23 protein-coding genes are annotated in these 24704 nt (G+C 40.8%); 8 read left to right on the forward strand and 15 right to left on the reverse strand.

Going from position 1 to position 24704, the window contains the following annotated elements:
* Positions 1-8 precede the first annotated feature (8 nt).
* From mrdA to lipA, 7 genes are all read left to right on the forward strand, one after another.
* Complete coding sequence (gene mrdA / locus CWB65_RS09005; protein ID WP_033025212.1) at positions 9-1889, forward strand: penicillin-binding protein 2; 1881 nt, start codon at positions 9-11, stop codon at positions 1887-1889.
* The gene (gene rodA / locus CWB65_RS09010; protein ID WP_138740437.1) at positions 1886-2992 is read left to right on the forward strand and encodes a rod shape-determining protein RodA; all 1107 of its coding nucleotides are present in this window, start codon (positions 1886-1888) and stop codon (positions 2990-2992) included. The genes mrdA and rodA overlap by 4 nt, the downstream gene beginning before the upstream one ends.
* On the forward strand, positions 2992-3756 hold the full coding sequence (locus CWB65_RS09015; RefSeq protein ID WP_033025211.1) for a septal ring lytic transglycosylase RlpA family protein: 765 nt from the start codon (positions 2992-2994) through the stop codon (positions 3754-3756). Before rodA ends, CWB65_RS09015 begins: the two co-directional genes overlap by 1 nt.
* A gap of 100 nt (positions 3757-3856) precedes the next feature.
* Entirely contained in the window at positions 3857-5020 is a 1164-nt protein-coding gene (locus tag CWB65_RS09020; RefSeq protein ID WP_008128128.1) for a serine hydrolase, read from the forward strand.
* 168 nt (positions 5021-5188) lie between these two features.
* Positions 5189-5467, forward strand: coding sequence for a DUF493 family protein YbeD (gene ybeD / locus CWB65_RS09025; protein ID WP_006793392.1), 279 nt, complete (start codon positions 5189-5191; stop codon positions 5465-5467).
* Between the two features lie 19 nt (positions 5468-5486).
* Positions 5487-6140 carry a lipoyl(octanoyl) transferase LipB gene (gene lipB / locus CWB65_RS09030; RefSeq protein ID WP_006793391.1) on the forward strand — a complete coding sequence of 218 codons (654 nt, stop codon included), beginning with the start codon at positions 5487-5489 and terminating at the stop codon, positions 6138-6140.
* The gene (gene lipA / locus CWB65_RS09035; RefSeq protein ID WP_004585911.1) at positions 6137-7102 is read left to right on the forward strand and encodes a lipoyl synthase; all 966 of its coding nucleotides are present in this window, start codon (positions 6137-6139) and stop codon (positions 7100-7102) included. The genes lipB and lipA overlap by 4 nt, the downstream gene beginning before the upstream one ends.
* Positions 7103-7186: 84 nt before the next feature.
* Here lipA and CWB65_RS09040 read toward each other — a convergent pair whose 3' ends face one another.
* Entirely contained in the window at positions 7187-8464 is a 1278-nt protein-coding gene (locus CWB65_RS09040; protein WP_033025217.1) for a VCBS domain-containing protein, read from the reverse strand.
* Between the two features lie 220 nt (positions 8465-8684).
* On the opposite strand from CWB65_RS09040, the gene CWB65_RS09045 reads away from it, so the two are divergent.
* Positions 8685-8927, forward strand: a complete 243-nt coding sequence (locus CWB65_RS09045) for an RNA recognition motif domain-containing protein (RefSeq protein ID WP_006793389.1) — start codon at positions 8685-8687, stop codon at positions 8925-8927.
* A 156-nt stretch (positions 8928-9083) separates the two neighbouring features.
* On the opposite strand, the gene CWB65_RS09050 is transcribed toward CWB65_RS09045, so the two are convergent.
* The 14 genes from CWB65_RS09050 to infB form a co-directional block, all read right to left on the reverse strand.
* A complete protein-coding gene (locus tag CWB65_RS09050) occupies positions 9084-9299 on the reverse strand; it encodes a TIGR02450 family Trp-rich protein (protein WP_008128120.1) in 216 nt (71 codons plus the stop codon).
* A 189-nt stretch (positions 9300-9488) separates the two neighbouring features.
* Entirely contained in the window at positions 9489-9821 is a 333-nt protein-coding gene (locus tag CWB65_RS09055) for a Na+/H+ antiporter subunit G (RefSeq protein ID WP_006793387.1), read from the reverse strand.
* Positions 9822-9830: 9 nt separating this feature from the next.
* Complete coding sequence (locus tag CWB65_RS09060; RefSeq protein WP_006793386.1) at positions 9831-10100, reverse strand: K+/H+ antiporter subunit F; 270 nt, start codon at positions 10098-10100, stop codon at positions 9831-9833.
* A complete protein-coding gene (locus CWB65_RS09065) occupies positions 10094-10630 on the reverse strand; it encodes a Na+/H+ antiporter subunit E (protein ID WP_008128114.1) in 537 nt (178 codons plus the stop codon). The genes CWB65_RS09060 and CWB65_RS09065 overlap by 7 nt, the downstream gene beginning before the upstream one ends.
* Entirely contained in the window at positions 10630-12147 is a 1518-nt protein-coding gene (locus CWB65_RS09070; protein WP_008128112.1) for a monovalent cation/H+ antiporter subunit D, read from the reverse strand. The genes CWB65_RS09065 and CWB65_RS09070 overlap by 1 nt, the downstream gene beginning before the upstream one ends.
* On the reverse strand, positions 12144-12497 hold the full coding sequence (locus CWB65_RS09075) for a Na+/H+ antiporter subunit C (protein ID WP_006793383.1): 354 nt from the start codon (positions 12495-12497) through the stop codon (positions 12144-12146). The genes CWB65_RS09070 and CWB65_RS09075 overlap by 4 nt, the downstream gene beginning before the upstream one ends.
* Positions 12497-15289, reverse strand: a complete 2793-nt coding sequence (locus CWB65_RS09080) for a monovalent cation/H+ antiporter subunit A (RefSeq protein ID WP_033025209.1) — start codon at positions 15287-15289, stop codon at positions 12497-12499. The genes CWB65_RS09075 and CWB65_RS09080 overlap by 1 nt, the downstream gene beginning before the upstream one ends.
* A 200-nt stretch (positions 15290-15489) precedes the next feature.
* On the reverse strand, positions 15490-16599 hold the full coding sequence (locus tag CWB65_RS09085; RefSeq protein WP_138740438.1) for a hypothetical protein: 1110 nt from the start codon (positions 16597-16599) through the stop codon (positions 15490-15492).
* A gap of 1 nt (position 16600) precedes the next feature.
* Complete coding sequence (nlpI, locus tag CWB65_RS09090; RefSeq protein WP_010555983.1) at positions 16601-17479, reverse strand: lipoprotein NlpI; 879 nt, start codon at positions 17477-17479, stop codon at positions 16601-16603.
* A gap of 212 nt (positions 17480-17691) precedes the next feature.
* Entirely contained in the window at positions 17692-19818 is a 2127-nt protein-coding gene (gene pnp / locus CWB65_RS09095) for a polyribonucleotide nucleotidyltransferase (RefSeq protein WP_008128098.1), read from the reverse strand.
* 330 nt (positions 19819-20148) lie between these two features.
* Complete coding sequence (rpsO, locus tag CWB65_RS09100; protein ID WP_006793376.1) at positions 20149-20418, reverse strand: 30S ribosomal protein S15; 270 nt, start codon at positions 20416-20418, stop codon at positions 20149-20151.
* 109 nt (positions 20419-20527) lie between these two features.
* The gene (gene truB / locus CWB65_RS09105; protein WP_006793375.1) at positions 20528-21472 is read right to left on the reverse strand and encodes a tRNA pseudouridine(55) synthase TruB; all 945 of its coding nucleotides are present in this window, start codon (positions 21470-21472) and stop codon (positions 20528-20530) included.
* 14 nt (positions 21473-21486) lie between these two features.
* Complete coding sequence (rbfA, locus tag CWB65_RS09110) at positions 21487-21933, reverse strand: 30S ribosome-binding factor RbfA (RefSeq protein ID WP_008128093.1); 447 nt, start codon at positions 21931-21933, stop codon at positions 21487-21489.
* Between the two features lie 109 nt (positions 21934-22042).
* Positions 22043-24700, reverse strand: coding sequence for a translation initiation factor IF-2 (infB, locus tag CWB65_RS09115; RefSeq protein ID WP_006793373.1), 2658 nt, complete (start codon positions 24698-24700; stop codon positions 22043-22045).
* Between the last annotated feature and the right edge of the window lie 4 nt (positions 24701-24704).

Below are 24704 nucleotides of genomic sequence, written 5' to 3' on the forward strand. Positions count from 1 at the left end.
GCCTTGCTATGCTAAAACAAAGACCCACTATTCGCGATCACTCCGCAGAAGCAAATTTGTTTGCACGGCGTGCATTTGTGGGTTTTGTTTTTGTATTAGGGTTAGTAGCTGTTTTAATTACTAATCTTTACAATATTCAAGTAAAAGACCACCAAGATTATCAAACCCGCTCCAACGACAACCGTATTAAAGTTATTCCTATTGCACCTAATCGCGGTTTAATTTACGACCGAAACGGTGTACTGCTTGCTGAGAACAAACCCGTTTATAATCTCGAGGTGATCCCCGAGGAGGTTGATAACCTTGAAAAATCACTTGAGCAAGTAAGCCAACTAATCACGATTACAGAACAAGAAAAACAAGATTTTTTAAAAGATATAAAAAACACGCGCCGTTTTAAATCGCAAGTACTTAAAGCGCGCCTTGATGAAGCCGATGTTGCTACATTTTCGGTTAACCAGCATAAATTCCCCGGGTTTAGTATCGAAGCCCGTTTAGCACGTTATTACCCATTCGGCGACACGCTTACTCATGCCCTAGGTTATGTTGCAAAGCTAAACCGAAAAGAGCTGAACAAGCTCGAACAAGAAGGCCAAGCCACAAACTATCGTGCAACCCACGATATTGGCAAACTCGGTATTGAAAAATACTACGAGCAACTTTTACATGGTCAAGTCGGTTCGCAACGTGTAGAAGTTAATAACCGTGGTCGTGTTATCCGCACCCTGAGTATGCTTCCCCCACAGCCAGGTAGTGATTTAGTGTTAACGCTCGATATTGGCCTGCAACAAATAGCCCAACATGCACTCAAAGACATGCGCGGTGCGGTTGTCGTAATGGATGCAAAAGATGGCGGAATACTTGCGCTATATTCGAACCCAAGCTACGACCCCAATTTATTTGTACACGGTATTAGCAGTAAAAATTATAAGGCACTTCTTAACCCAGATCGCCCACTCATTAATAGGGCTACCCAAGGCCGATACGCACCAGCATCCACCATTAAACCGCATATGGCTATTTTAGCACTTGAAGAAAACATGGTGACGGAAGGGACAACCATGTGGGACCCGGGCTTTTTCCAAATTCAAAACGTAGAGCACAAATGGCGCGACTGGAAACGTTGGGGCCATGGCCATGTGGATGTATACAAAGCCATTGAAGAGTCGTGCGATACGTACTTTTACGATACCGCGTACCGATTAGGCATTACAAAAATTAGTAATTTTATGGCGCGCTTTGGTTTTGGCGACCTATCGGGTATAGATATACACGAAGAAACCACCGCGATATTGCCTTCAAAAGAATGGAAAGAAAACAGATTTAAAGAGTCATGGTGGCGTGGCGATACAATTTCTGTAGGCATTGGCCAAGGATATTGGACCGCAACACCGATTCAAATTGCTAATGCAACTAACATACTTGTTAACAAAGGGGTTAACCACCCTCCTCACTTAGCGCAAGTGGCTAAAAAAGAGGACGATGTGACGCAAATAAATAATGAAGAAAAGCCACCTGTAGTACTGAACAATCCTGACAATTGGCGTATAGCCATTGATGCTATGCACAATACCGTAACTAAAGTCACAGGCACCGCCCACAAAGCGTTTAAGGGCGTAAACTACGACCCTGCAGGTAAAACGGGCACGGCACAAGTTGTGAGCATTGCACAAGGTGAAAAGTACGATGCAGAATCACTTAAAGAGCGACAACGCGATAATGCCATTTATGTGGGGTTTGCCCCTTACAATAATCCTCAAATAGTTGTGTCTATTGTTGTTGAAAATAATGGTGGTGGCAGCACGGTTGGCGCACCTATTGCCAGACAGTTAATGGATTATTACTTTGCAGCTAACCCTGTTGAACTGGCAAGGAATAACACCCTATGACCGCCCTGCATGACAAGCGCTCTATTTGGATGCGCATGCATTTAGATTTGCCTTTACTTATTGCCATTTTACTTATGATGGCTGGAAGCATTACGGTTGTGTACAGCGCAAGTGGCCAAGAGTCAGCGATGATGGTAAGACACATGACGCGGATGGGTGTGGCCATCATTGCCATGGTAGTACTTGCACAAATTCCTCCCGCGACACTGAAAAGACTCACTATACCGATGTACTGCGTTGGGTTATTAATGCTGGTTGGTGTGTTGTTATTTGGTGTGAGCTCTAAAGGCGCGCAACGTTGGCTTGATTTAGGGTTAACTCGCTTTCAACCCTCAGAATTAATGAAGCTAGCAGTACCTATGATGGTAGCTTGGTATATTGGCCGTAAACATTTACCACCACGACCACTACACTTAATTTTTGGCTTTGCGATAGTGATGCTGCCTACATTATTAATTAAAGAGCAACCAGACTTAGGAACATCAATACTGATTGCAAGCTCTGGCATATTTGTACTTTTTTTATCAGGGTTGAGCTGGCGATTAATTAGCTTTTTAAGTGCTGCGGTTGCCTTAGCAGCATGGCCATTTTGGCAGTACGGTATGCATGCTTATCAACGACAACGCGTACTAACATTTTTAGATCCGGAGAGCGACCCTCTTGGCTCGGGTTATCATATTATTCAATCTAAAATAGCCATTGGTTCTGGCGGTGTCGAAGGTAAAGGCTGGTTGCAAGGTACACAGTCACAACTTGAGTTTTTACCTGAACGGCATACCGATTTTATTTTTTCGGTATTAAGTGAGGAGTTTGGCTTATTTGGTGTCTGCGTTTTACTTAGCTTGTACTTGTTTATAATTGGCCGCAGCTTATATATTGCAGTAAATGCACAAGACGCATTTGGAAAGCTGTTAGCTGGCGCACTGACTTTAACTTTTTTTGTTTATATATTTGTAAATATTGGCATGGTATCAGGACTACTACCTGTTGTTGGTGTGCCCTTACCCCTGATAAGTTATGGTGGCACATCGATGATTACGCTAATGGCCGGCTTTGGTATTATTATGTCGATTGCGACAGACAAAAGGATGCTTTTAAAATAATGCAATGTTACGCTCAGACTCTAATAATCATCTTAATCGCTATCACTGTCAGTGCCTGTAGTAGTGGTTCGAGTGGGCGTTACCATATGCGCCATGATTCAGCCCCTCTTAGAGCACCCACAGCGCTTGAAATGCAGGATGCTATTGTTACTGAGGTGCAAAAAAGTGCTAGTGCTTCTCGCCCCTACGAGGTGCTAGGTAAACGGTATACCCCAATGCTTGACGAAACGGGTTACAAAGAAGAAGGCATTGCATCGTGGTACGGCAGAAAGTTTCACGGATACCACACTTCAAATGGTGAAATATACGATATGTTTGCCATGACCGCCGCGCATAAAACATTACCTTTACCTAGTTTTGTTCGTGTTACAAACACGCAAAATGGTAAGTCAGTAATTGTACGCGTAAACGACCGTGGGCCTTTTCATGATGACAGAATTATTGACCTGTCATATGCGGCTGCATACAAGCTCGGCTACTATACTCACGGTACAGCAAAGGTTAAGCTTGAGGCGGTTACGCTTTCGAATTCTGCTGCGAATAAAACGTATATTCAAGTAGCTGCAGGCAGTACATTGGCAAATATTGAAGCCCTTGCACAACGCTTACGCCAACAATATAAATTACCAACAAACATTGTGAAAAAAGACACTATTTACAGATTACATTTGGGGCCAATACAAAACGCCCAACATGCAGAAAAAGTATTAAAAAAATTAAAACAAAATCAATTTCAAAACGCGTTCTTGCTTTACACTCAGTAAGACAAATACCCAAACCAGCCTAACGACACTCGCATCTCGGGGGTGTTTGGGTATAGAATGGCGTAACGCGAATTTTTAACTTTAACCATTAATGAGTATGATGAAATCAATTAAACATAAAATCCTCAAAGGTGTATGTGGCTTAGTTTGTTCAGCCGCCGTATTTTCAGCCAGCGCCCAAATTATTCCGGCTCCACCTCAAGTTAATGCAAAGGGTTATTTTTTAGTAGACTTTACAACAGGTAAAGTTATTGCTGAAGGCGAAGCCGATACTAAACTTGCGCCAGCAAGCTTAACTAAAATGATGACCAGTTATGTAATTGGTACAGAAATTAAAGTTGGTAACATAGCCCCTACCGACATGGTTACAATTAGCGAAAAAGCATGGGCAAAAAACTTCCCAGAGTCTTCAAAAATGTTTATCGAAGTGGGTAAGCAAATTAGTGTTGATGAGCTCAATCATGGCATTATTATTCAATCAGGTAATGACGCCTGTGTTGCTATGTCTGAGCACATAGCAGGCAGTGAAAGTGCTTTTGCCGACTTAATGAATGCTCACGCTGCTAAATTAGGTATGACTAACAGCCACTTTATTAATAGCCATGGTCTTGATACTGATGAGCACTATACAACACCACGTGATATGGCCACGCTAAGCGCCGCACTTATCAGAGATGTACCTGAAGAGTATGCTATTTATAAAGAAAAATCATACACCTACAATGGTATTAAGCAATACAACCGTAACTCACTATTATGGGATGAAAGCTTAGACGTAGATGGTATAAAAACAGGCCACACATCTGAAGCTGGCTACAGCTTAGTTACATCAGCCACTAAAAATGGTATGCGTTTAATTGCTGTTGTTATGGGCACCTCAAGCGAGCGTGCACGTAAAGTAGAAAGCAAAAAACTACTTAACTACGGCTTTCGCTTTTTTGAAACAATTACACCTTACAAAGCGGGCGACAGCTTTGCAGAGCAGCGCATTTGGATGGGTAACAAAGAAAATGTATCGTTAGGTATTCTAGAAGACACACCTATCACTATTCCACGTGGTCAGCATAAAAACCTAAAAGCTAACTTTGAGCTAGACAACACCCTTGAAGCGCCATTAGCTAAAGGCACTAAAGTAGGCACTTTATTCTTGCAATTAGAGGGGGAAGACATTGCGCAATACCCACTAGTGACACTTGAAGAAGTGGAAGAAGGCAGCTTCTTTAGTAAAATTTATGACTACTTACGTTTACAGATCATGCAATAACTTGTAAATGACTAAGTATATATAATTTAAGCGCCTCCATGTGGGGCGTTTTTTTTTGCTTGAAAAATGCTAGAATGCGCCCCATATATGCATCACTGCTAAACGCCTATCTGTATTAAGCTTCGTGCTTTACATAGAGTTCACACTTTTGTATGAGGAGTCACTAACGTGGTTCAACCAGTTAAAAATACTAAATTTGATGAGTACCTAGAGTACCCTTGCCCATTTACATTTAAAATTATGGGTTTAGCCAACGTTAATTTAACAGATCAAATATTAGCAAAATTACAACCTATTGCTCCGGGCGACTACGCACCAAAAGTAAAACCAAGCAGTAAAGGTAATTATGAGTCTGTTACGCTAGTAGCTACGGTTACAAGTGGTAAACACATTGAAGAAATTTACAACGTGATCAGTAATATCGATGACGTACGCCATATGCTTTAAGCCATAGTTGGGATTTGATGTGAGCGAAAACACTTTAATCGTACGCCAATTAGGTCGCCAGCGTTACATGCCTATTTGGCAAAAAATGCAAGACTTTACCGATACACGTGATGAAAACACCCCTGATGAAATTTGGCTTGTAGAGCACGAAAGTGTATTTACTCAAGGCCAAGCAGGAAAAGACGAGCATTTACTTGCCCCTGGCGACATTGAAGTAATTAAAGTTGATCGCGGTGGCCAAGTTACCTACCACGGCCCTGGCCAACAAATGATGTACGTATTATTTAACCTACGTCGTTTAAAGATAGGTGTGCGTGAACTTGTTACTTGGCTCGAAGAGTGCATTATAGAGTCGCTTGCTGAATACAATATTGAAGCATACGCTAAAGCCGACGCCCCGGGTGTTTACGTTAACGACAGCAAAATTGCATCATTAGGTTTAAGAGTTCGCCGCGGCTGCTCATTTCATGGCTTAGCATTAAATGTTAACATGGACCTAAGTCCATTTTTACGCATCAACCCGTGTGGTTATGCCGGTATGAATATGGTGCAAACAAAAGAATTAGAGGGTCCTCAAAACCTACAAAGCGCAGGTGAAGGACTCGTAAAACACATGATTAAAAAGCTTAATGCAGCACAGGTTAAGCATACTGAAGGGTTTGAAAACGAATGAATAAACCAGTCAAAATGGAACCAGGTGTAAAACTACGCGACGCAGAAAAAATGGCGTTGATCCCCGTTAAAGTTTTACCAACAGAAAAAACTGAAATGTTGCGTAAGCCAGAGTGGCTTAAAATTCGCTTACCAAAGTCAACAGAGCGTATTGACGGTATTAAACAAGCCATGCGTAAGCACGGCTTACACTCAGTATGTGAAGAGGCATCGTGCCCAAACCTATCAGAGTGTTTTAACCACGGTACAGCAACCTTTATGATTTTAGGTGCTATTTGTACGCGTCGTTGCCCATTTTGTGATGTTGCTCATGGTCGCCCATTAAAACCTGATGCAGCAGAGCCTGAAAAACTTGCACTAACTATTAAAGACATGAAGCTTAGCTACGTTGTAATTACCTCGGTTGACCGTGATGATCTTCGTGATGGCGGCGCACAGCACTTTGCCGATTGTATCCGTGAAATTCGTAAGCATAACCCAACCATTACCATCGAAATTTTAGTACCCGATTTCCGTGGCCGTATGGACCGTGCTCTTGAAATTTTAATTGAAACGCCACCTGATGTGTTTAATCACAACCTAGAAACAGCACCGCGTTTATACAAACTTGCGCGCCCAGGTGCCGATTACAAATGGTCGTTAGAATTACTTCGTCGTTTTAAAGAAGCACACCCAGAAGTAAAAACTAAGTCTGGCTTAATGGTTGGTCTAGGTGAAGAGATTAGCGAAATAGAAGAAGTACTTCGTGATCTACGTGCTCATAACGTTGACATGCTAACAGTTGGTCAATATTTACAACCTTCTAAGCATCACTTGCCAGTTAAACGTTACGTGCCGCCTGCAGAGTTTGACGCGTTGAAAGAATACGCTGATGAAATTGGCTTTACACATGCAGCCTCTGGCCCATTCGTTCGTTCAAGCTACCACGCTGACCAACAAGCTGCGGGTAAAGAAGTAAAATAATTACTTTTAAAATGCATTAAAAAAGCCCTTGGTAATTAAATTACTAAGGGCTTTTTTGTGGATTTTATAATTGTATTATGTCGATTACTTTATTAAAGAACCTTTCTTAATCACAAAATCAGCAAATCGTACCTGCTCTTCTTCAGCGCGAAGGCTATCGGTCTCTACTATTGAGCGGTAAATTCCCCATTTAGGGCGTGCAAAGTCATCATCTCTTACGCCTCGCCACATATCTATATTTTGCTCGTTTATATTCAATAGCTCTTCATTGTCGCTTAAGCGGGTAAGGGTCATCTCAAATTGCCCCTCCTCGCTAAATGTGGCTTGAACAAAAACCTGTATCCACTCATCGGTTATAAGTGACCAATCTGTTTCTAAAAGGTTTTTATCAAGCCCTGTACTGTTACCGTTTTCATCAAAACCTGCGCTATACCTTAATTGTAACTGGTTCCCTGTACTGTTTTTTTGAGCACCAGAGAGCGTAATGATAGGTTGATCGTCGTTGCCATTGGTATTGTCGTTGGTATCGTTACGGGCTTTTATTTGGAAAAAGTGACTGAATTTACTCGTTAACTCAAGCTCACTACTTACTTTAAACTTCCAGTTGTATTGTACGGTTTCATTTTCAAAAGCAAGCGTTGCCGGGGGTGATTTATCATAGGACTTAATTTCGTTACGCTGACGATCACTCGGGCCTTTGTCTTTATCTTGGTCTTCATCGCGATGAGCTAAAAATACAAAGTGATTACCTACAATATCGTCTGTATCTTCCACTATATGTATAACACCTTCATGATTACCGCTATACATATCAGGCGATTCAATTGAGCCTTCACTAAATACATTTTCTATTAACGTATAAGCGCTGAGGCCTAAATTAACGCCATCAGCATTTAGGGTTGTTTCATCGCTTACTACAAAATTATCTGGCTGTACTACGCCAACAACGGTAATGCTTATTGTCGCTTTAGTGCCATCCGCAGAGCTAATTACTATTTCATCAAGTAATGTGTCACCTATATCTAATGCGGTCACGTTTGTGTCAGCGAGGTCCAGGGTGTAAGACCAACTACCATTGCTTGAAAGATTAAATATACCATAACGTGTTTGACTGCTCGTCTGAGTAATAAACACCGCCTCACCAGCTTGCTCATCTGTTATAGAAAGCTCACCCACGACTGCACTTTGACGATTGCTTTCTATATTTGCTGATATTTCCCTTCTGATAATTGCGGCAGATTGTACCGACAGCTCAGTGCTGACTAACTCATTTTTCGAACTCGAACTCCCACAGCCCAATAATGAAAAACTTAAAAAGCACACTGTATAGATATTTAATACACTCAAACGAAATATCGACATAACAAACCAGCCCAACACATTAATGGTAAGTAAACTTTTAAAAATATAACTTACCAATTATTAATTTTAATAACTAGTTATTTATTACCAATAACTCATTATTCGCTTTCAGGGCTAGTTAAGTGTTTTAAACTAACAGCAATAACAATGCTAAAAATATAATTAGGTTAAAACCAAGTTACTTGAGATAATCTACCCGATACCATTATTTAGGTTAAATATGAAATTATTAGTTCGTAACTTATCTCGCACTACATCAGAGCAAGATCTTCGTACATTGTTTTCAGCGCACGGCAAAGTGACTACCTGTAACTTAGTACTCGATAAAGAAACTGGCCAATCTAAAGGATTTGCCTTTGTAGAAATGCCAAACGATATTGAAAGCAAAAGCGCTATTAAAGCACTTAATCAATTAACCGTTGATAAAAGTAAGATTCGCGTAAAATACGCAGATGAAAAATAGCTGTTAGCTAAACACTTTTTTAAACCAGCTAAATGCTGGTTTTTTATTGTTGGTGTTATTTTTTATCAATCTGATCTTCCCTAAAATTGATGGCTTTAAACTACTTTAACTATATGTTTAAATTTCAATCCATTAATTTATATAAATTTATTAAAGCTACTTCCAACCTTGACGCCATTTTTCTGTGTTTTTGAGATCGCGCCAACTAATGGGGTATTGGTTTTTAGAAAACACAGACTCAGTAACACACGCTATCACGTTAGCATCTTCATCGTACTCTACCTCCACAATTACAAAATGCTTTTCTTTATTAATGGCAGGCGTTGCAGTCCATTTGCTATTGAGTAATTTTTTTGGGTTTATGTTATTCATAAAATTTAAAGTTTCTTGTCAATTTGTAAGGCTTAATACGCACAATCATGTTCTCAAGCTCAATTAATCACTCTTAAATAAAAGCGTTAACGACTTCTCTAGTAACAAAAAACCGAATAAATTTCTTTATTCGGTTTAAGAACCATCATTGCTATGGCACTACCTAGATAGTGTAATAATTAATAAAGCTTAATCATCTTCAATATTGTCTAGGCCTTTGGTTCCCTCTTTTGGCTTGAGTTTGTGATGAATAGCCGACTTAATTAACATATAGCCACTTATTGGGGCAGTAATTAATAGAAATATAGTGATCAATATTTCCTTAACGCTTAAACCCGTTTCAGAGTTTGCAAAAAATACCATGGCGGCAATTAATATACTTGCCATACCTAAAGTGGTGGCCTTTGTTGGGCCATGTAAACGCATAAAAAAATCGGGCAGTTTTAATAAGCCTAACGAACCAATTAAAATAAACGTGCCGCCAAATAACAATAAAATTGATACAACCCACTCACTAATCATCTTGCCACCCTATTCAATTATATCGCCACGTAGTAAATACTTACACACCGCAACAGTGCTTACAAACCCTAACATGGCTATCAACAATGCAGCCTCAAAATACAAGCCTGTTCCCATACTTATGCTGTATAAAACAATAAGTGCAATAACATTAATATACATAGTATCAAGGGCTAAAACTCTATCAGGAATCGAAGGCCCTATAATAAGGCGCCACAAATTAAGTAATAAAGAGAGCCCTATCATGGCAAAAACGATAAGTAATACGGTATCTAACATTGAAATATCTCCTTTAGTGGAGCTTCGTAACGCTTTTTAATATGCTTGATAAGCTCGGCTTCGTTATCAAGGTCAAGTACATGTATGAGCAAATAACGCTGTGTCATTTTCTCGCCCTGTGCTAACGATTCAGGAATAGGGTACACCTCCGCACTTACAGTACCGGGTGTTAACGACACACTGCTTGCTAAAATTGTAATCGGCATATCATGTGTTAAGTCTAAGGGGACTTTAATAAATGCGGGGCGTAATTTTTTGGAAGGCCCAACAATTAATAACGCAACCTGTAAGTTAGCTACAATAATATCGTAAAGTACAATTAAAAATTGTTTTAGAGCTAGCCCTGGCTTTAATATAAGCGGCTGAGGATCTCTAAACGAGAAGCTTAAAATAGGAATAAAAATAGCAAAAAATGTTGCCAGTACAATATGACCAACCGACACACTATTATTGAGCAACAACCATACTATAAACAAAAATAAGCTACGAAATGGTGTTGGTAACCAACGAAAACGGGCTTGCAGTCTCATTACATGCCTCCTTTTAGTACAGCATTTATGCCACCGCTAATATCATGTAATTGCGTAGCAGCACCTATCATGTATTCGCTAATCGGCCCGCCAAAAATAACTAATAATGGCGAACATGCGAGTAACCCTATAATTACCGTAACTTGTAATGGGTTTGCATCAGCGCAGTCTGGGCTTTCGCTGCGTTTATCTTTTCTTTCCCAAAACAAGCTTGTACCCGCACGAGAAAGTGCAACTAGCAATGCAAAGCTTGTTATTAAATAAACGGGCCAAAATACTAAGGCCTGCTCACTATTTAAAGTTGATTTTAGTATCCATATTTTACCAACAAAGCCAGATAACGGCGGCATACCTACTACTGTTAAAGCGGCAACAACAAAACATGCCCCAAGTAAAAGCGGCTGTTTAACTGCACGCCCACCAACAAGCCTGTCGGCAACTTTTCCACGTTGCTTAGCAATTAAGTCGGCTAATAAAAATAACGCGGCACTCACTAATGTTGAATGCACTAAGTAATATAATAATGCAGCCGTTGCATTTACATTTTGTAAAGCCACTAGCGCAACTAATGTACCTACCGACACTAACACTAAATTAGCAGTTAACTTACGCAAGTCTTGCGCGGCTATTGCGCCCATAGCTCCGACGATAATAGTGGCAATTGCTAATCCCCAAAGCCAAGGTTGTACCATGTGCTCAAGTGCACCCGCCTGTTCACCAAATATAACGGTGTAAACACGCAGCATGGCATATACGCCCACCTTAGTCATAATAGCAAATAAGGCTGCAACAACAGGTTTAGCGCTTGCATAGGTATTTGGAAGCCATAAATGTAGGGGCAATAATGCGCCTTTTAAAGCAAATACAATAAGTAGTAATAAACCACCGGCTTTAGCAATAAATACATCGTCACCATTAAGCTGTGATACCTTTTGCGCCATATCAGCTATATTCAATGTACCTAATACGCCATATAAAATACCTAAACCTATTAAAAATACACTTGAGCCCACTAAATTTAAAATGACATACTGTAGCGCTGCACGTGTGTTTTGTTTGTCGCCACCGTGCATAAGTAATGCATACGATGCAATAAGTAAAACTTCAAAAAATACAAACAGGTTAAACAAATCACCCGTTAAAAAAGCACCGTTAACACCCAATACTAAAAAATGAACTAGGGGGTGATAAAAGCTCCCTTTTTCATCATCGCCCGCACTGCCATATAAAATGGCCCCAAGTCCTAAAAACGAGGTTAGCGCTACGAGTAATGTTGATAAATTGTCGGCCACAAGTACTATCCCAAAAGGGGCCGACCAATCACCAATTGCATAAACACTGATACCCGTATTGTAAATATGCATTAATAAAAACACACTAACGGCAAACGTAATAAGCGCCATAGCATTTGATGCGTAACGGCGAATTTTTACACTTTTACCACACGGTGGAAGTAACAAAATAACCGCTGCAAGCATAGGTAATAAAATAGGTAAGGATGCTAAATGTTGAATCATTTTTGCTCCTTAACTACAGCAGCTGATTTAACTGGGCTTCCATCAACATGATCGCTCCCTAAATCAGCACGTCCACGAATAGCCAAAATAACCACAAATGCTGTCATTGCAAAACCAATTACAATTGCGGTTAAAACCAAGGCTTGAGGAAGTGGATCGGCGTAATCTGCTCCGGTACCAAGTACCACTGCTTTATTTATAGTTAAACGCCCCGATGAAAATAAAAATAAGTTTACTGCATACGAAATCATGGTAAGACCCAGCACTACAGGAAACGTCCGTGCTCTCAACAGTAAAAATATACCGCAGCTAACTAATACACCAACGCACGATGCGTATAATAGCTCCATTAAATATTCACCTCTTTTTTAGGGGCATCGGAAGTCATATTACCCAAACTAGCTAAAATCATTAATGTTGCACCTACTACGGTGAGGTACACGCCAAGGTCAAACACAATTGCACTAGCAAGCTCTGTTTTACCTACAAACGGAATATCAAAGTAATCAAACCACGTGGTTAAAAATGGCCGACCGAAGAACCAGCTACCTACACCGGTAAACATAGCGATACCAATCCCCGAGGCAATAATTTTACGGTAGTTGATGTCAAAACGCTCGGTGATCCAGTTAGAGCCATGTGCCATGTACTGCAATATGAAAGCAATTGACGTAACCAAACCAGCAATAAAACCACCACCTGGTAAGTTGTGACCACGCAAGAATATATACGCTGATACTAACAACGCCAACGGCAATAAGCTTTGTGAAATACTTGCAAGTAATATTGGGTAACGCTCACGCGCCCATGGACGTCCTTCGCTATCACTGGCAGGCATAAATAATGGGATACGTGAAAGCACTTTAAATATACCTAATGCAGCTATACCCAGTACCGTTATTTCACCTAGGGTGTCAAATCCCCTAAAGTCGACCAAAATAACGTTAACCACGTTTGTACCGCCACCACCTGTTTTGGCATTAGCGACAAAGTAATCAGAAATAGAATTTAACGGACGCGTTAATATCGCATAACAAATACTCGCAACCACTACACCAATAGTAGAGGCAATTCCTAAGTCGCGCAGTACTCGCAACGAGCTAGACTCTTTAGGCGTATGCTGAGGTAAAAAGAACAACGCAAGCATAAGCAATATAATAGTGGCCACCTCAACAGTAAGCTGAGTTAACGCTAAATCTGGCGCAGAAAAACGAGTGAATAAAACCGACACCATCAAGCCTACTATAGACAGCATCAACAGTGCGACCATTCTCGATCTGTGCCAAATAACGGTGGCTATTGCGCCAATTATTAATAAACCAGCACCAATCGCATTATGCACATCAACAGGTGTGCGCGGCATACTGCCAGCTAATTGTTGCATTTCAAATAATGGCCAACCGGCACAAAGTAATACGACACCCAGCATAATAACCAAATAGCGCTGTAAAGAACCATTTTCAGTGCTGTTAATCTTACTCTGACACCATGCAACTACACTCAGCACTGCACGTTCAAAGGTTTTTTTAGCATTTAATGTGGGCAGTGAAGCCTGAAATTGAAATAAATATTTGCGATTCACGTAAATAAACAAACCACCTACAACGGCCATTGCACTCATCAGTAACGGTAGATTAAAACCATGCCAAATTGTTAACTTGTACTCTGGCATCGCCTCCCCTAACACCGCTAATGACGCCGCAGATAAAATACTATCAACAGTAAAGCTTGGGAAAATACCCACCAAAATACATAGCACAACCAGTATTTCTATTGGCACACGCATATAACGTGGCGGTTCATGCGGTGTTCTAGGTAAGTCTATTGGGTCGCCGTTAAAAAATACATCGTGAATAAAGCGTGCTGAATAGGCGACTGCAAATGCACCTGCCACCGTTGCAAGTACAGGTATTAACCATGACATAGATCCAAGTACTTGCTGATGTAGTGTTTCGGCAAAAAACATTTCTTTAGATAAGAAACCATTGAGTAGAGGTACGCCCGCCATAGCTGCAGCAGCAACCATTGCAAGAGTTGCGGTATAAGGCATAAACCGCCACATACCATTAAGTTTACGCATATCACGCGTGCCTGTTTCATGGTCAATAATACCAGTAGCCATAAATAACGACGCTTTAAATGTTGCGTGGTTAATTATATGGAATATGGCTGCAACCGTTGCAAGCTCGGTATCAAGGCCAAGCAATAGCGTGATCAAACCTAAATGGCTAATTGTCGAATACGCAAGTAACCCCTTTAAATCGTGCTTAAATAACGCTATGTAAGCACCAAATAACAATGTAGCTAAACCAGTTAAACCAACTAATAAAAACCACATTTCGGTTCCAGCTAAAGCTGGATAAAAGCGCGCAAGTAAAAAGATACCGGCTTTAACCATCGTTGCTGAGTGCAAGTAAGCGCTAACGGGCGTAGGGGCCGCCATTGCATGAGGTAACCAAAAATGAAACGGAAACTGAGCCGATTTAGTAAATGCACCCAGCAATACTAAAACAAGTGCTAACTCGTATAAATCATGGGATTGAATAATGGCTTTACTTGCCAAAATAACATCTAAGTCATAACTGCCAACAATATCACCTAGTAACATTAACCCGCCAAGTAGTGCTAAACCACCCGCACCCGTTACGGCTAAAGCCATTCGCGCGCCCTTACGCGCTTCAGATTTATGCCACCAATAACTTATCAATAAAAAAGAACTGATACTGGTCAATTCCCAAAATAGCCATAGCTGTATAACGTTATTAGACATAACAATGCCTAGCATTGCAGTCATAAATAACATTAAGTAGCTATAAAGCTTAGCCATTGAGTCATTGGCGCTGAGATAATAACGTGTATATACAATAACAAGCAAACCAATGCCTAATATCATAAACATAAACAAGAGGCTTAAACCGTCTATACGAAGCGATAAATCTAGACCAATAGAGGGGATCCACGCTAAGGAATAGCGGATAGTTTCACCGGCAAGAACCGCTGGTGCATGGTATAAAGTAATCCCCAAAGCGGTTAACGGTGCAAGCACAGTAGCAAATGTACTTTGATTGCGAGAAAGTTTGCCTGTGAATGCAGAAATAACACTGCCAATCAAGGATAACAAGGGTATCCAGAGCAAAGTCATAATGTAGGGCCTTTTATAATCATAAGTTTATCAGGGCGCCACTTTTATACATTAAGTGATGCTTTTACTGCCTGTTTTTAAACGACATTAATGGTAATAGTTATACTCAATAACAGATATTTTGTCTATAAAAAGCGAAGCATGTTGAGTTAATTTTAAGTGAGAAAATAGGGACTTAAAAACCAATGGTTATAGACATATTAACGCTTAATTTTATCTATATGTGCTAACCAAAGGGCCCTGTATTGATCAGAGAGCTTTATCTGTTGATATTCTAGAATTGACCAGTCTTTACTTGGTTTGTAGGCTACACCGCCACTCTGGCAGCTTTTACTTCTATGCCAACCTTTTGGTGATTTTTCATCTTTTTGTGCAATATACAAGTTAGGAGCAACTAAGCCTCTCATTTTACACAACCAAGCCTGCTTAGCTTTGGGTAAAACATACTCATCTTCAAAGCCATTAAAGTGCATTAGCTCATGCAAAAAAATCCCATAATTGGCGTCTGAATTTAATTGCATAATGCCGCGGCTAACATTAGCACTTCCATATTTGGGCATCATTACAACAAAATCGAATTTTCTTAAAAATTGTTTATTTATTAAAGAAGATTGCCAATCACAATTAGCCGCTTTGCTCATGCTATTGTTGCACTTTAAAGCACCACCCACATACACTGGCTTACTAAAGCAAAAAGCGTCCTGTCTTGGCTCCGGATTTTTATTATAAGTTTTGATTAATGCCGATAACTTATAAAGTCCACTTCGATGATCGCTCATCGTTAAAACATTAAACTGGCATTTTTTATTTACGGCAATAGTAGAATTTAACGATAAAAAGTCCAATGAGTGCAAAAATGGTTCGGGGATCTGTGTGTGAATAACACCATTGTGTAAGTTAAGGTGATTTAATACAAAACCAGGCTCTAGGTAGCCTAACGTGTTTAATAGTTTAAGATCGTCCCATTGCTTAGTAACAAGTAATTGCTGGGCTAACTTGGCCAGCTGAAAATTACTTATTTTTGGTAAACTCAGTCGCCAAAATAACTTCGCTGCTTCAGCTTGGTCTTTTTTGATCAGGTGTAAAGAATACTCGTATTGAGCAGAAGGTATGTGATGCCTAGCAAGTAGGCCAAGAGTATTTTTAGGCAGTTTATTTATATTTGCTAAAAAGTAGCGAGGAAACTGCCAATATAATTGTAGCGGTTCGGCTTTGGCATTTAATACCTGCCAAAAGCCAATACCACCATAGCTGTTGCTCGACCCTGCAACCAACAAGCTAAAAAGTAATGCTAATGTTGTTTTTAACACACTAACTTGCGTCTGCTTCCATTAAAAGTTCAAGCTCTAAGCGAGCATATTTGTATTCTATGAACTCATGTACATTAGTAGATAGTGCCAATCTAAAATAATCAGCGGCAACATAGGTATCACCCGCTGCTTGGTGTAGCTTTGCTAAGTAAAAATAAGCTTCGCACAAACGCTGGGCATATTCTTGCTCTGACTTAACGCCATCGCTTACACCAGATAAAAATGTATGCTCACTCATATCACCCGCAAAAAGTGAGATTAACTGATATGCCCATTGCGAGTCATCAAGCGCTTTAGAGTTAGTTTTTAGCTCAGCAACTGCTGAATCTTTGTCTAATTTAGCTTGTGCTAAATACACCCACAAAACGCGATACGGGTCGTTAGGAGAACGCGCTAAAAATTGACTGAAGTCTGTTTTTGCAATACTGGGCCTATCGCCATAATAAAGCGCAATACCGCGGTTCAAGTAAGCGTATTCGTGTTCTTCATCTAGCTCTAACGCAGAATCAAAAAGCTCATATGCTTTTTCATATTGCTGCATTAATGTGTGTTGAATACCTAAAAAATTATACACCTCAGCTAAGTCAGGCTTAAGTTTTACCGCACGGTTAAAGTCAATGCGCGATAAAGTGGTCATGCCTAAACTATCAAACAGCACTCCGCGATCGTAATATAACTTTGCTTGTTGCTCTGGCGTTAAATCAGCTCTATTAAGTAATTCTGAATAACGTGCAATAGCTATTTCACTGCGAAAATCAGACGCTAAGGGCGCAGTGAAAGGCACGTTTACTACAGGTGCTGATTCTGATTGGGTTGTTGTTTGGCAAGCGCTTAAAGACAAAATAGCAAAAGACGCCAAAGCAATGTGTTTGAAAATCATTAAAATCCTTAATACCAAGGTTGGTAGCCTTATGACTGACGACGAATGATTTGGTTCATAGTTGCACATACACTGTTGTGTATCATCGTAAGTAATTTAGCTTCCTTGAATAATCTTTGTTTAAATTCAAGTCCCTCATTAAAGCATAAAAAAAGGGGCTAAACAGCCCCCTTTTATATTATCCAGAAAATATCTGGATTAAGTATTAGCAATTAAGCATCAGTTGACGCATCTGCCGCTGGTGCAGCTGATTCCATTGCTTCTTTAATACTAAGACGTACACGACCTTGACGGTCTACTTCTAGTACTTTAACTTTAACTTCTTGACCTTCGCTAAGGTGATCTGCAACGTTATTAACGCGCTCTGTGCTAATTTGAGAAATATGCACTAAACCATCTTTACCAGGAAGAATATTTACAAACGCACCGAAATCTACAATACGTACAACTTTACCTTCGTAGATAGTACCTACTTCAAGTTCTGCTGTTAATTGCTCAATACGGCTGATTGCATTTGCAGCGCTTTCACCGTCAGTAGCGGCAATTTTAATTGTACCGTCATCACCGATTTCAATTGTTGTGCCTGTTTCTTCAGTAAGTTGACGAATAGTAGCGCCACCTTTACCAATAACTTCAGCAATTTTCTTCTGTGGAATTTTCATTGTGTAAATGCGCGGAGCAAACATTGAAAGCTCTTCAGAAGGAGCAGAAATCGCTTCGTCCATCACTTTTAATATGTGTAAACGTGCTGCTTTTGCTTGTTTAAGCGCAATTTGCATGATTTCTTGTGTGATACCTTCAATCTTGATATCCATTTGCAATGCAGTAATACCGTTAGTAGTACCTGCTACTTTAAAGTCCATGTCACCTAAGTGATCTTCGTCACCTAAGATGTCAGAAAGAACAACGAATTTCTCGTCTTCTTTAACTAGACCCATCGCAATACCTGCAACAGAAGCTTTAATTGGAACACCCGCGTTCATAAGTGCTAGTGATGTACCACACACAGATGCCATTGAAGATGAACCGTTTGATTCAGTGATTTCTGATACAACACGGATTGAATATGGGAAGTCAGTCAATGTTGGCATTACTGCTTGGATACCACGCTTAGCTAGGTTACCGTGGCCAATTTCACGACGCTTAGGAGAACCAACAAAACCAGTTTCACCTACACAGAATGGAGGGAAGTTGTAGTTAAGCATAAAGTGGTTTTTGTGCGTGCCCGTTAAATCGTCGATTAACTGTGAATCACGTTCTGTACCAAGCGTTGCTGTTACTAATGCTTGTGTTTCACCACGTGTGAAGATAGCAGAACCGTGAGTACGCGGTAATACGCCAGTCATTACGTCTAGTGCACGGATCATATCTGGTTCACGACCATCGATACGTTTTTCGCCTGCAGCGATACGGCCACGAACAATTTTCTTCTCAAGTGAACCGAATACTTTACCCACTTCTTGCTTATCAAGCGTTTCGCCTTCAGCAAGCTCACTTGAAAGTGCTTCGATAACTGCATCTTTAGCTACGCCAAGTGCTTCTTTACGCGCTACTTTATCAGTAATACGGTAAGCTTCGCCTACTTTATCAGCAGCAAGTTCAGCTACTTTCTCTTCAAGCGATACGTTTTTCTCAGGTGCAGTCCAATCCCAAGTAGGCTTGCCTGCTTCTGCTTTAAATTCGTTAATAGCATTGATGATAGACTGTGATTGCTCATGACCGTATACAACCGCGCCTAGCATTACGTCTTCAGCAAGTACGTCTGCTTCTGATTCAACCATAAGTACTGCGTTATCAGTACCAGCAACAACTAAATCAAGTTGGCTCTCTTCAAGTTCTTTTAACGTTGGGTTAAGAACGTATTCACCACCAATGTAACCAACACGAGCTGCACCAATTGGACCACTGAACGGGATGCCAGAGATAGCAAGTGCTGCTGATGTACCAATCATCGCAACCATATCAGGTTGGATTTCAGGGTTTACAGATACAACAGTTGCAATAACTTGTACTTCGTTTACGAAACCATTTGGAAAAAGTGGACGAATTGGACGGTCAATAAGACGTGCAATTAGTGTTTCGCCATCGTTAGGACGACCTTCACGCTTAAGGAAACCACCTGGGATACGACCTGCAGCGTACATACGCTCTTGGTAGTTAACTGTTAGTGGGAAGAAGTCTTGACCTGGCTGTGCTTCACGCTTACCAACAACCGTTACTAGTACTGACGTATCGCCAATGCTTGCTAGTACTGCGCCGTCTGCTTGACGTGCGATTGCACCTGTTTCTAGGGTTACAGTGTGTTGACCTAGTTGAAATTCTTTTATAATTGCTTGCACTTAAAATATCCTTTAAATCTAAATAAGTGTTCCATCAAAGTACCAATTACAGTACATAATTGTATTCAGTTGGAAATCAATTAAGTACTACAATTGGCAATGATGTTAATAACCGTAGATAAACCTTTTTATCTACGCGCACAGTATATACCAAAGCCACGTAAAAATGCGAGTCCAGCAAACAGTTTTAGTTTGTGTGTTTGGCATCTGACTGGCTCGAATTAATGAGAGCGACTACAGATAGCTTTAAAGGTGACTTTGCGATGTAATTTGTTAAATTTCAGGCACAAAAAAAGGAGCTAAAAAGCTCCTTTTCTCGTAATCAAGTTCTTAGCGACGTAGGCCAAGTTCTTTGATTAGTGCAGTATAACGCGAGATATCTTTACCTTTAAGGTAATCAAGCAATTTACGGCGAGTGCTTACTTTACGAAGCAGACCACGACGTGAGTGGAAGTCATGCTTGTGATCAGCAAAGTGACCTTGAAGCTTGTTGATATCAAAAGTAAGTAGTGCTACTTGTACTTCAGGTGAACCAGTGTCGCCTTCAGCACGTGCGAATTTAGCAATGATATCGATTTTTTCTTGATTGCTTAGTGACATAGTAACTCCAAAAATTAAATTTAAAAGGTGTCTTAGCCGATCACTAATTCAGCCAAAACGATTAAGCGGGCGTATTCTACCAAGTATAATAATAACTACAAGTTAAACTTTACTCCGCCTGCTGGTTTGATAGACCGCGTTTTGATTTTAAATGGCCATCAGGGTTTTTCTCGCCTGTGCCTATAAACACACCATCGGCTAATACCTTTATTGCACCATCAGGTAATTCTTTACCAAGAACTACAGCTTGCCCGTGGCTAAATGAAACACCCTGCTCTTTAGTGATTTCCACAACCGGTAAATCAACTAGAGCGGTGTCCATTGGCAAAAGCAGTTCGTCAAGGTAGGTTGACGGAACGGTTTCTTCGTCTTTTGCTTTAGCTAATAACGATTCTAACTGCTCTATCGATACCATTTTATCTGCGGGGTAATGGCCAACAGCCGAGCGGTGAAGCATGATCACATGGGCACCACAGCCTAAGTTTTCACCTAAGTCATCAACAATAGTACGAATGTAAGTCCCTTTAGAAACGTGAGCTGTCATTTGTACTTCATTATTCGCTTCATCAAACTCATCAAGCGTTAAGCTAAATACATTTATTTTTCTGCATTTTCGAGGAACTTCAATCCCTTCACGCGCATATTTATACAAAGGTTTCCCTTCGTACTTAAGCGCAGAATACATCGATGGATACTGATCAGATTCACCTAAAAACGCTGAAATTTCTTGCTTTAATTGATCAACAGTTACGTTTACATCTCGTGTCTGAACTATTTCACCATCAGAGTCAGATGTTGTTGTTCTTTCACCTAACTTAGCACGCACAACATAGGTTTTATCGGTATCAAGTAAAAACTGAGTAAACTTAGTCGCTTCACCAAAACAGATTGGCAGCATACCGGTAGCAAGCGGGTCGAGTGCACCTGTGTGCCCCGCCTTTTGGGCAAAATAGATACCTTTTGCTTGCTGTAATGCCTTGTTTGACGAAATACCTTTGGGTTTATCTAACAACAAAATCCCGTCTATTGCACGGCCTTTACTGCGTCTTGCCATCGCTATATGCCTTCTTAGCTATCTTTATCATCTGCTTGTTTAATGTTGTCATCTGAGTTCGACGCATCATCAACACTACTATCGTCTTCATTGACGTGTTTTGCGTTATCTTCTCTGATGATTGTGTCCACTAAGTTAGAGATACGCATCCCTTCCATTAATGAATTATCAACCACAAACTTTAGCTCTGGCATAATACGAGCACGAATACGCTTGCCTAAAAGCGAACGAATATAGCCCGTAGCTTCGTTAAGTACTTTTGCGCTTTGCTTTGCTGCATCTTCATCTTTTGTGTTAAACACAGTGATGAAAATTTTTGCATAAGATAAATCGCGCGATACTTCTACCGCAGACACTGTCACCATGCCTAAGCGCGGATCTTTAATTTCGCGTTGTAAAATCACAGCAATTTCTTTTTGGATTTGCTGGCCAACACGATCAGTGCGAGAAAATTCTCTCATGAAACTTGTCCTAAAAATGTAACTTATTGAAATTTAATAATAAGCTAATTAAGTGATAGATACACAAATGGGGGCTAAGCCCCCATTTATTTGTTTAGTGAGCTAACAGTTATAAAGTACGTTGTACTTCAACTGTTTCAAATACTTCGATTTGGTCACCAACACGTACGTCATTGTAGTTCTTAACACCGATACCACATTCCATACCATTACGCACTTCTTGCACATCGTCTTTAAAGCGACGAAGCGATTCAAGTTCGCCTTCGTATATAACCACGTTATCACGTAGTACACGGATAGGCGCGCTGCGCTTAATAACACCTTCAGTCACCATACAACCTGCAATTGCGCCAATTTTTGGTGATTTGAATACGTCACGAACCTGAGCAAGACCAATAATTTCTTGCTTAAATTCTGGTGCAAGCATACCTGACATCGCTTGCTTAACTTCTTCGATTAAGGCGTAAATAACGCTGTAGTAGCGTAAGTCTAGGTTCTCAGAATCAATCACTTTACGTGCAGATGCATCAGCACGAACGTTAAAGCCAACAACAATCGCGTTAGACGCCGCAGCAAGCGTTGCATCTGTTTCTGTGATTCCGCCAACGCCAGAACCCACAATCTTCACTTTTACTTCGTCAGTAGAAAGCTTAGTTAGTGAATCAGAAATCGCTTCGATAGAACCTTGAACGTCTGCTTTAAGTACCACGTTAACTTCAGAAACGTCACCTTCAGCCATGTTAGTAAACATGTTTTCAAGTTTCGCTTTTTGCTGGCGTGCTAATTTAACATCACGGAATTTACCTTGACGGTATAATGCAACTTCACGCGCTTTACGCTCGTCTTTAACTACCGTTGCTTCATCACCGGCTGCAGGGATACCAGATAGGCCTAAAATCTCTACTGGAATAGAAGGACCTGCAGACTTGATATCTTTACCGTTTTCATCGCGCATAGCACGAACACGGCCGTACTCAAGACCACATAATACAATGTCACCTTGGTTAAGTGTACCTGACTGAACAAGGATAGACGCTACTGGACCACGGCCTTTATCAAGACGTGATTCAATTACAACACCTGCAGCCATACCTTGACTTGGTGCAGTTAGTTCTAATAGCTCAGATTGCATAAGTACTGCTTCAAGTAGTTCATCAATACCCAAGCCTGTTTTAGCTGAGATATGAACGTACTGCGTGTCGCCGCCCCATTCTTCTGGGATAACGTCAAGCTGTGCTAGCTCGTTCTTAACGCGATCTGGATCTGCGCCTTCTTTATCCATTTTGTTCACAGCAATGATTAAAGGAACACCCGCTGCGCGAGCATGCTGTACCGCTTCTTTAGTCTGTGGCATTACACCATCATCGGCTGCAACTACTAGGATTACAATATCAGTTGCTTTAGCACCACGAGCACGCATTGATGTAAACGCGGCGTGACCCGGAGTATCTAAAAATGTGATCATGTTGCCATTTGTTTCAACATGGTATGCACCAATATGCTGCGTAATACCACCGGCTTCGCCTGAAGCAACTTTTGCTGAACGAATGTAATCAAGCGTTGATGTTTTACCATGGTCAACGTGACCCATTACAGTAACAACTGGCGCACGAGGCTCTGACTTACCATCTTCATGGCGGTCGTTAAGTACTGTTTGCTCTAATTCGTTTTCTTTAACGATGATAACTTTATGGCCCATTTCTTCTGCTACAAGTTGCGCAGTTTCTTGGTCAATAACTTGGTTAATTGTAACCATGTCACCCATTTTCATCATTGTTTTTACAACTTCAGCGCCTTTAACAGCCATGCGTGATGCAAGCTCAGCAACTGTAATTGTTTCGCTAATACGTACTTCATTTTTTACATCAGCTGTTGGTTTTTGGAAACCATGTTGCAATGATGCAGGTGCTTTTAGCTTACCTTTTTTACCCTTAGACGCTGCAAACTTATCTTTTGCTGGCGCTTTTTTCTTTTTCTTTGCACGGCGAGAGCCTTGCTCTTCACGAGCATCAGCTACATCTTCTGCTTCACGTGCGTAAGTTGAAGTCGTAAGGTGGTGATCTGCTGTTTCTTCACGCTTCTTACGCTCTTCCTCTTCTTTCTTCCAACGAGCCGAGTTTTCTTCAGCTAGTTTTCTTGCTTCTTCTGCCTGACGTTTCGCTTCTTCTTCAGCTTTCTTCAATGCGGCCTCTTCTGCTTCTTTTTGCAGACGCTCAGCTTCGATGCGATCTTTCTCAGACTTAGCACTTTGCTCTGGGGTCATCTGCTTTTGTTTCGCTTTACGTTCAGCGTCTGCTTTACGTTTAGCTTCTTCTTTGGCTTTACGATCAGCGTCTTCTTTCGCTTTACGTTCTGCCTCTTGTTTTGCCTTTAACTCAGCTGCAGCTTGTTCAGCTTTTTGCTGCTCTTCAAGACGGGCTTTTTCTTCAGCGGCTAAGCGTTGTTGCTCTTGCTCTTGTTCCATCGCGCTTTTCTTCACGTATGTACGTGTTTTGCGAACTTCAACCTGAACCGCCTTCGCTTTACCTGTAGAGCCAGTCACATTTAATGTGCTTTTGCTCTTACGCTGTAAAGTCATGCGTGCAGGGCCTTCAGAGCCCGTGCCGCCATGTGATTTGCTTAAATGATCAAGTAACGTTGCTTTTTCAGCTTCAGTTACATTATCAGTTGCCTGCTTAGTGATACCCGCTTGCGAAAATTGCTGTAGCAATTTATCAACAGTTGTACCTATATCGCCGGCTAGTTTTTCAACATTTACTTCTGCCATAGTG

It is taken from the genome of Pseudoalteromonas sp. S554, from assembly GCF_005930865.1.
Taxonomy (GTDB): domain Bacteria; phylum Pseudomonadota; class Gammaproteobacteria; order Enterobacterales; family Alteromonadaceae; genus Pseudoalteromonas; species Pseudoalteromonas marina.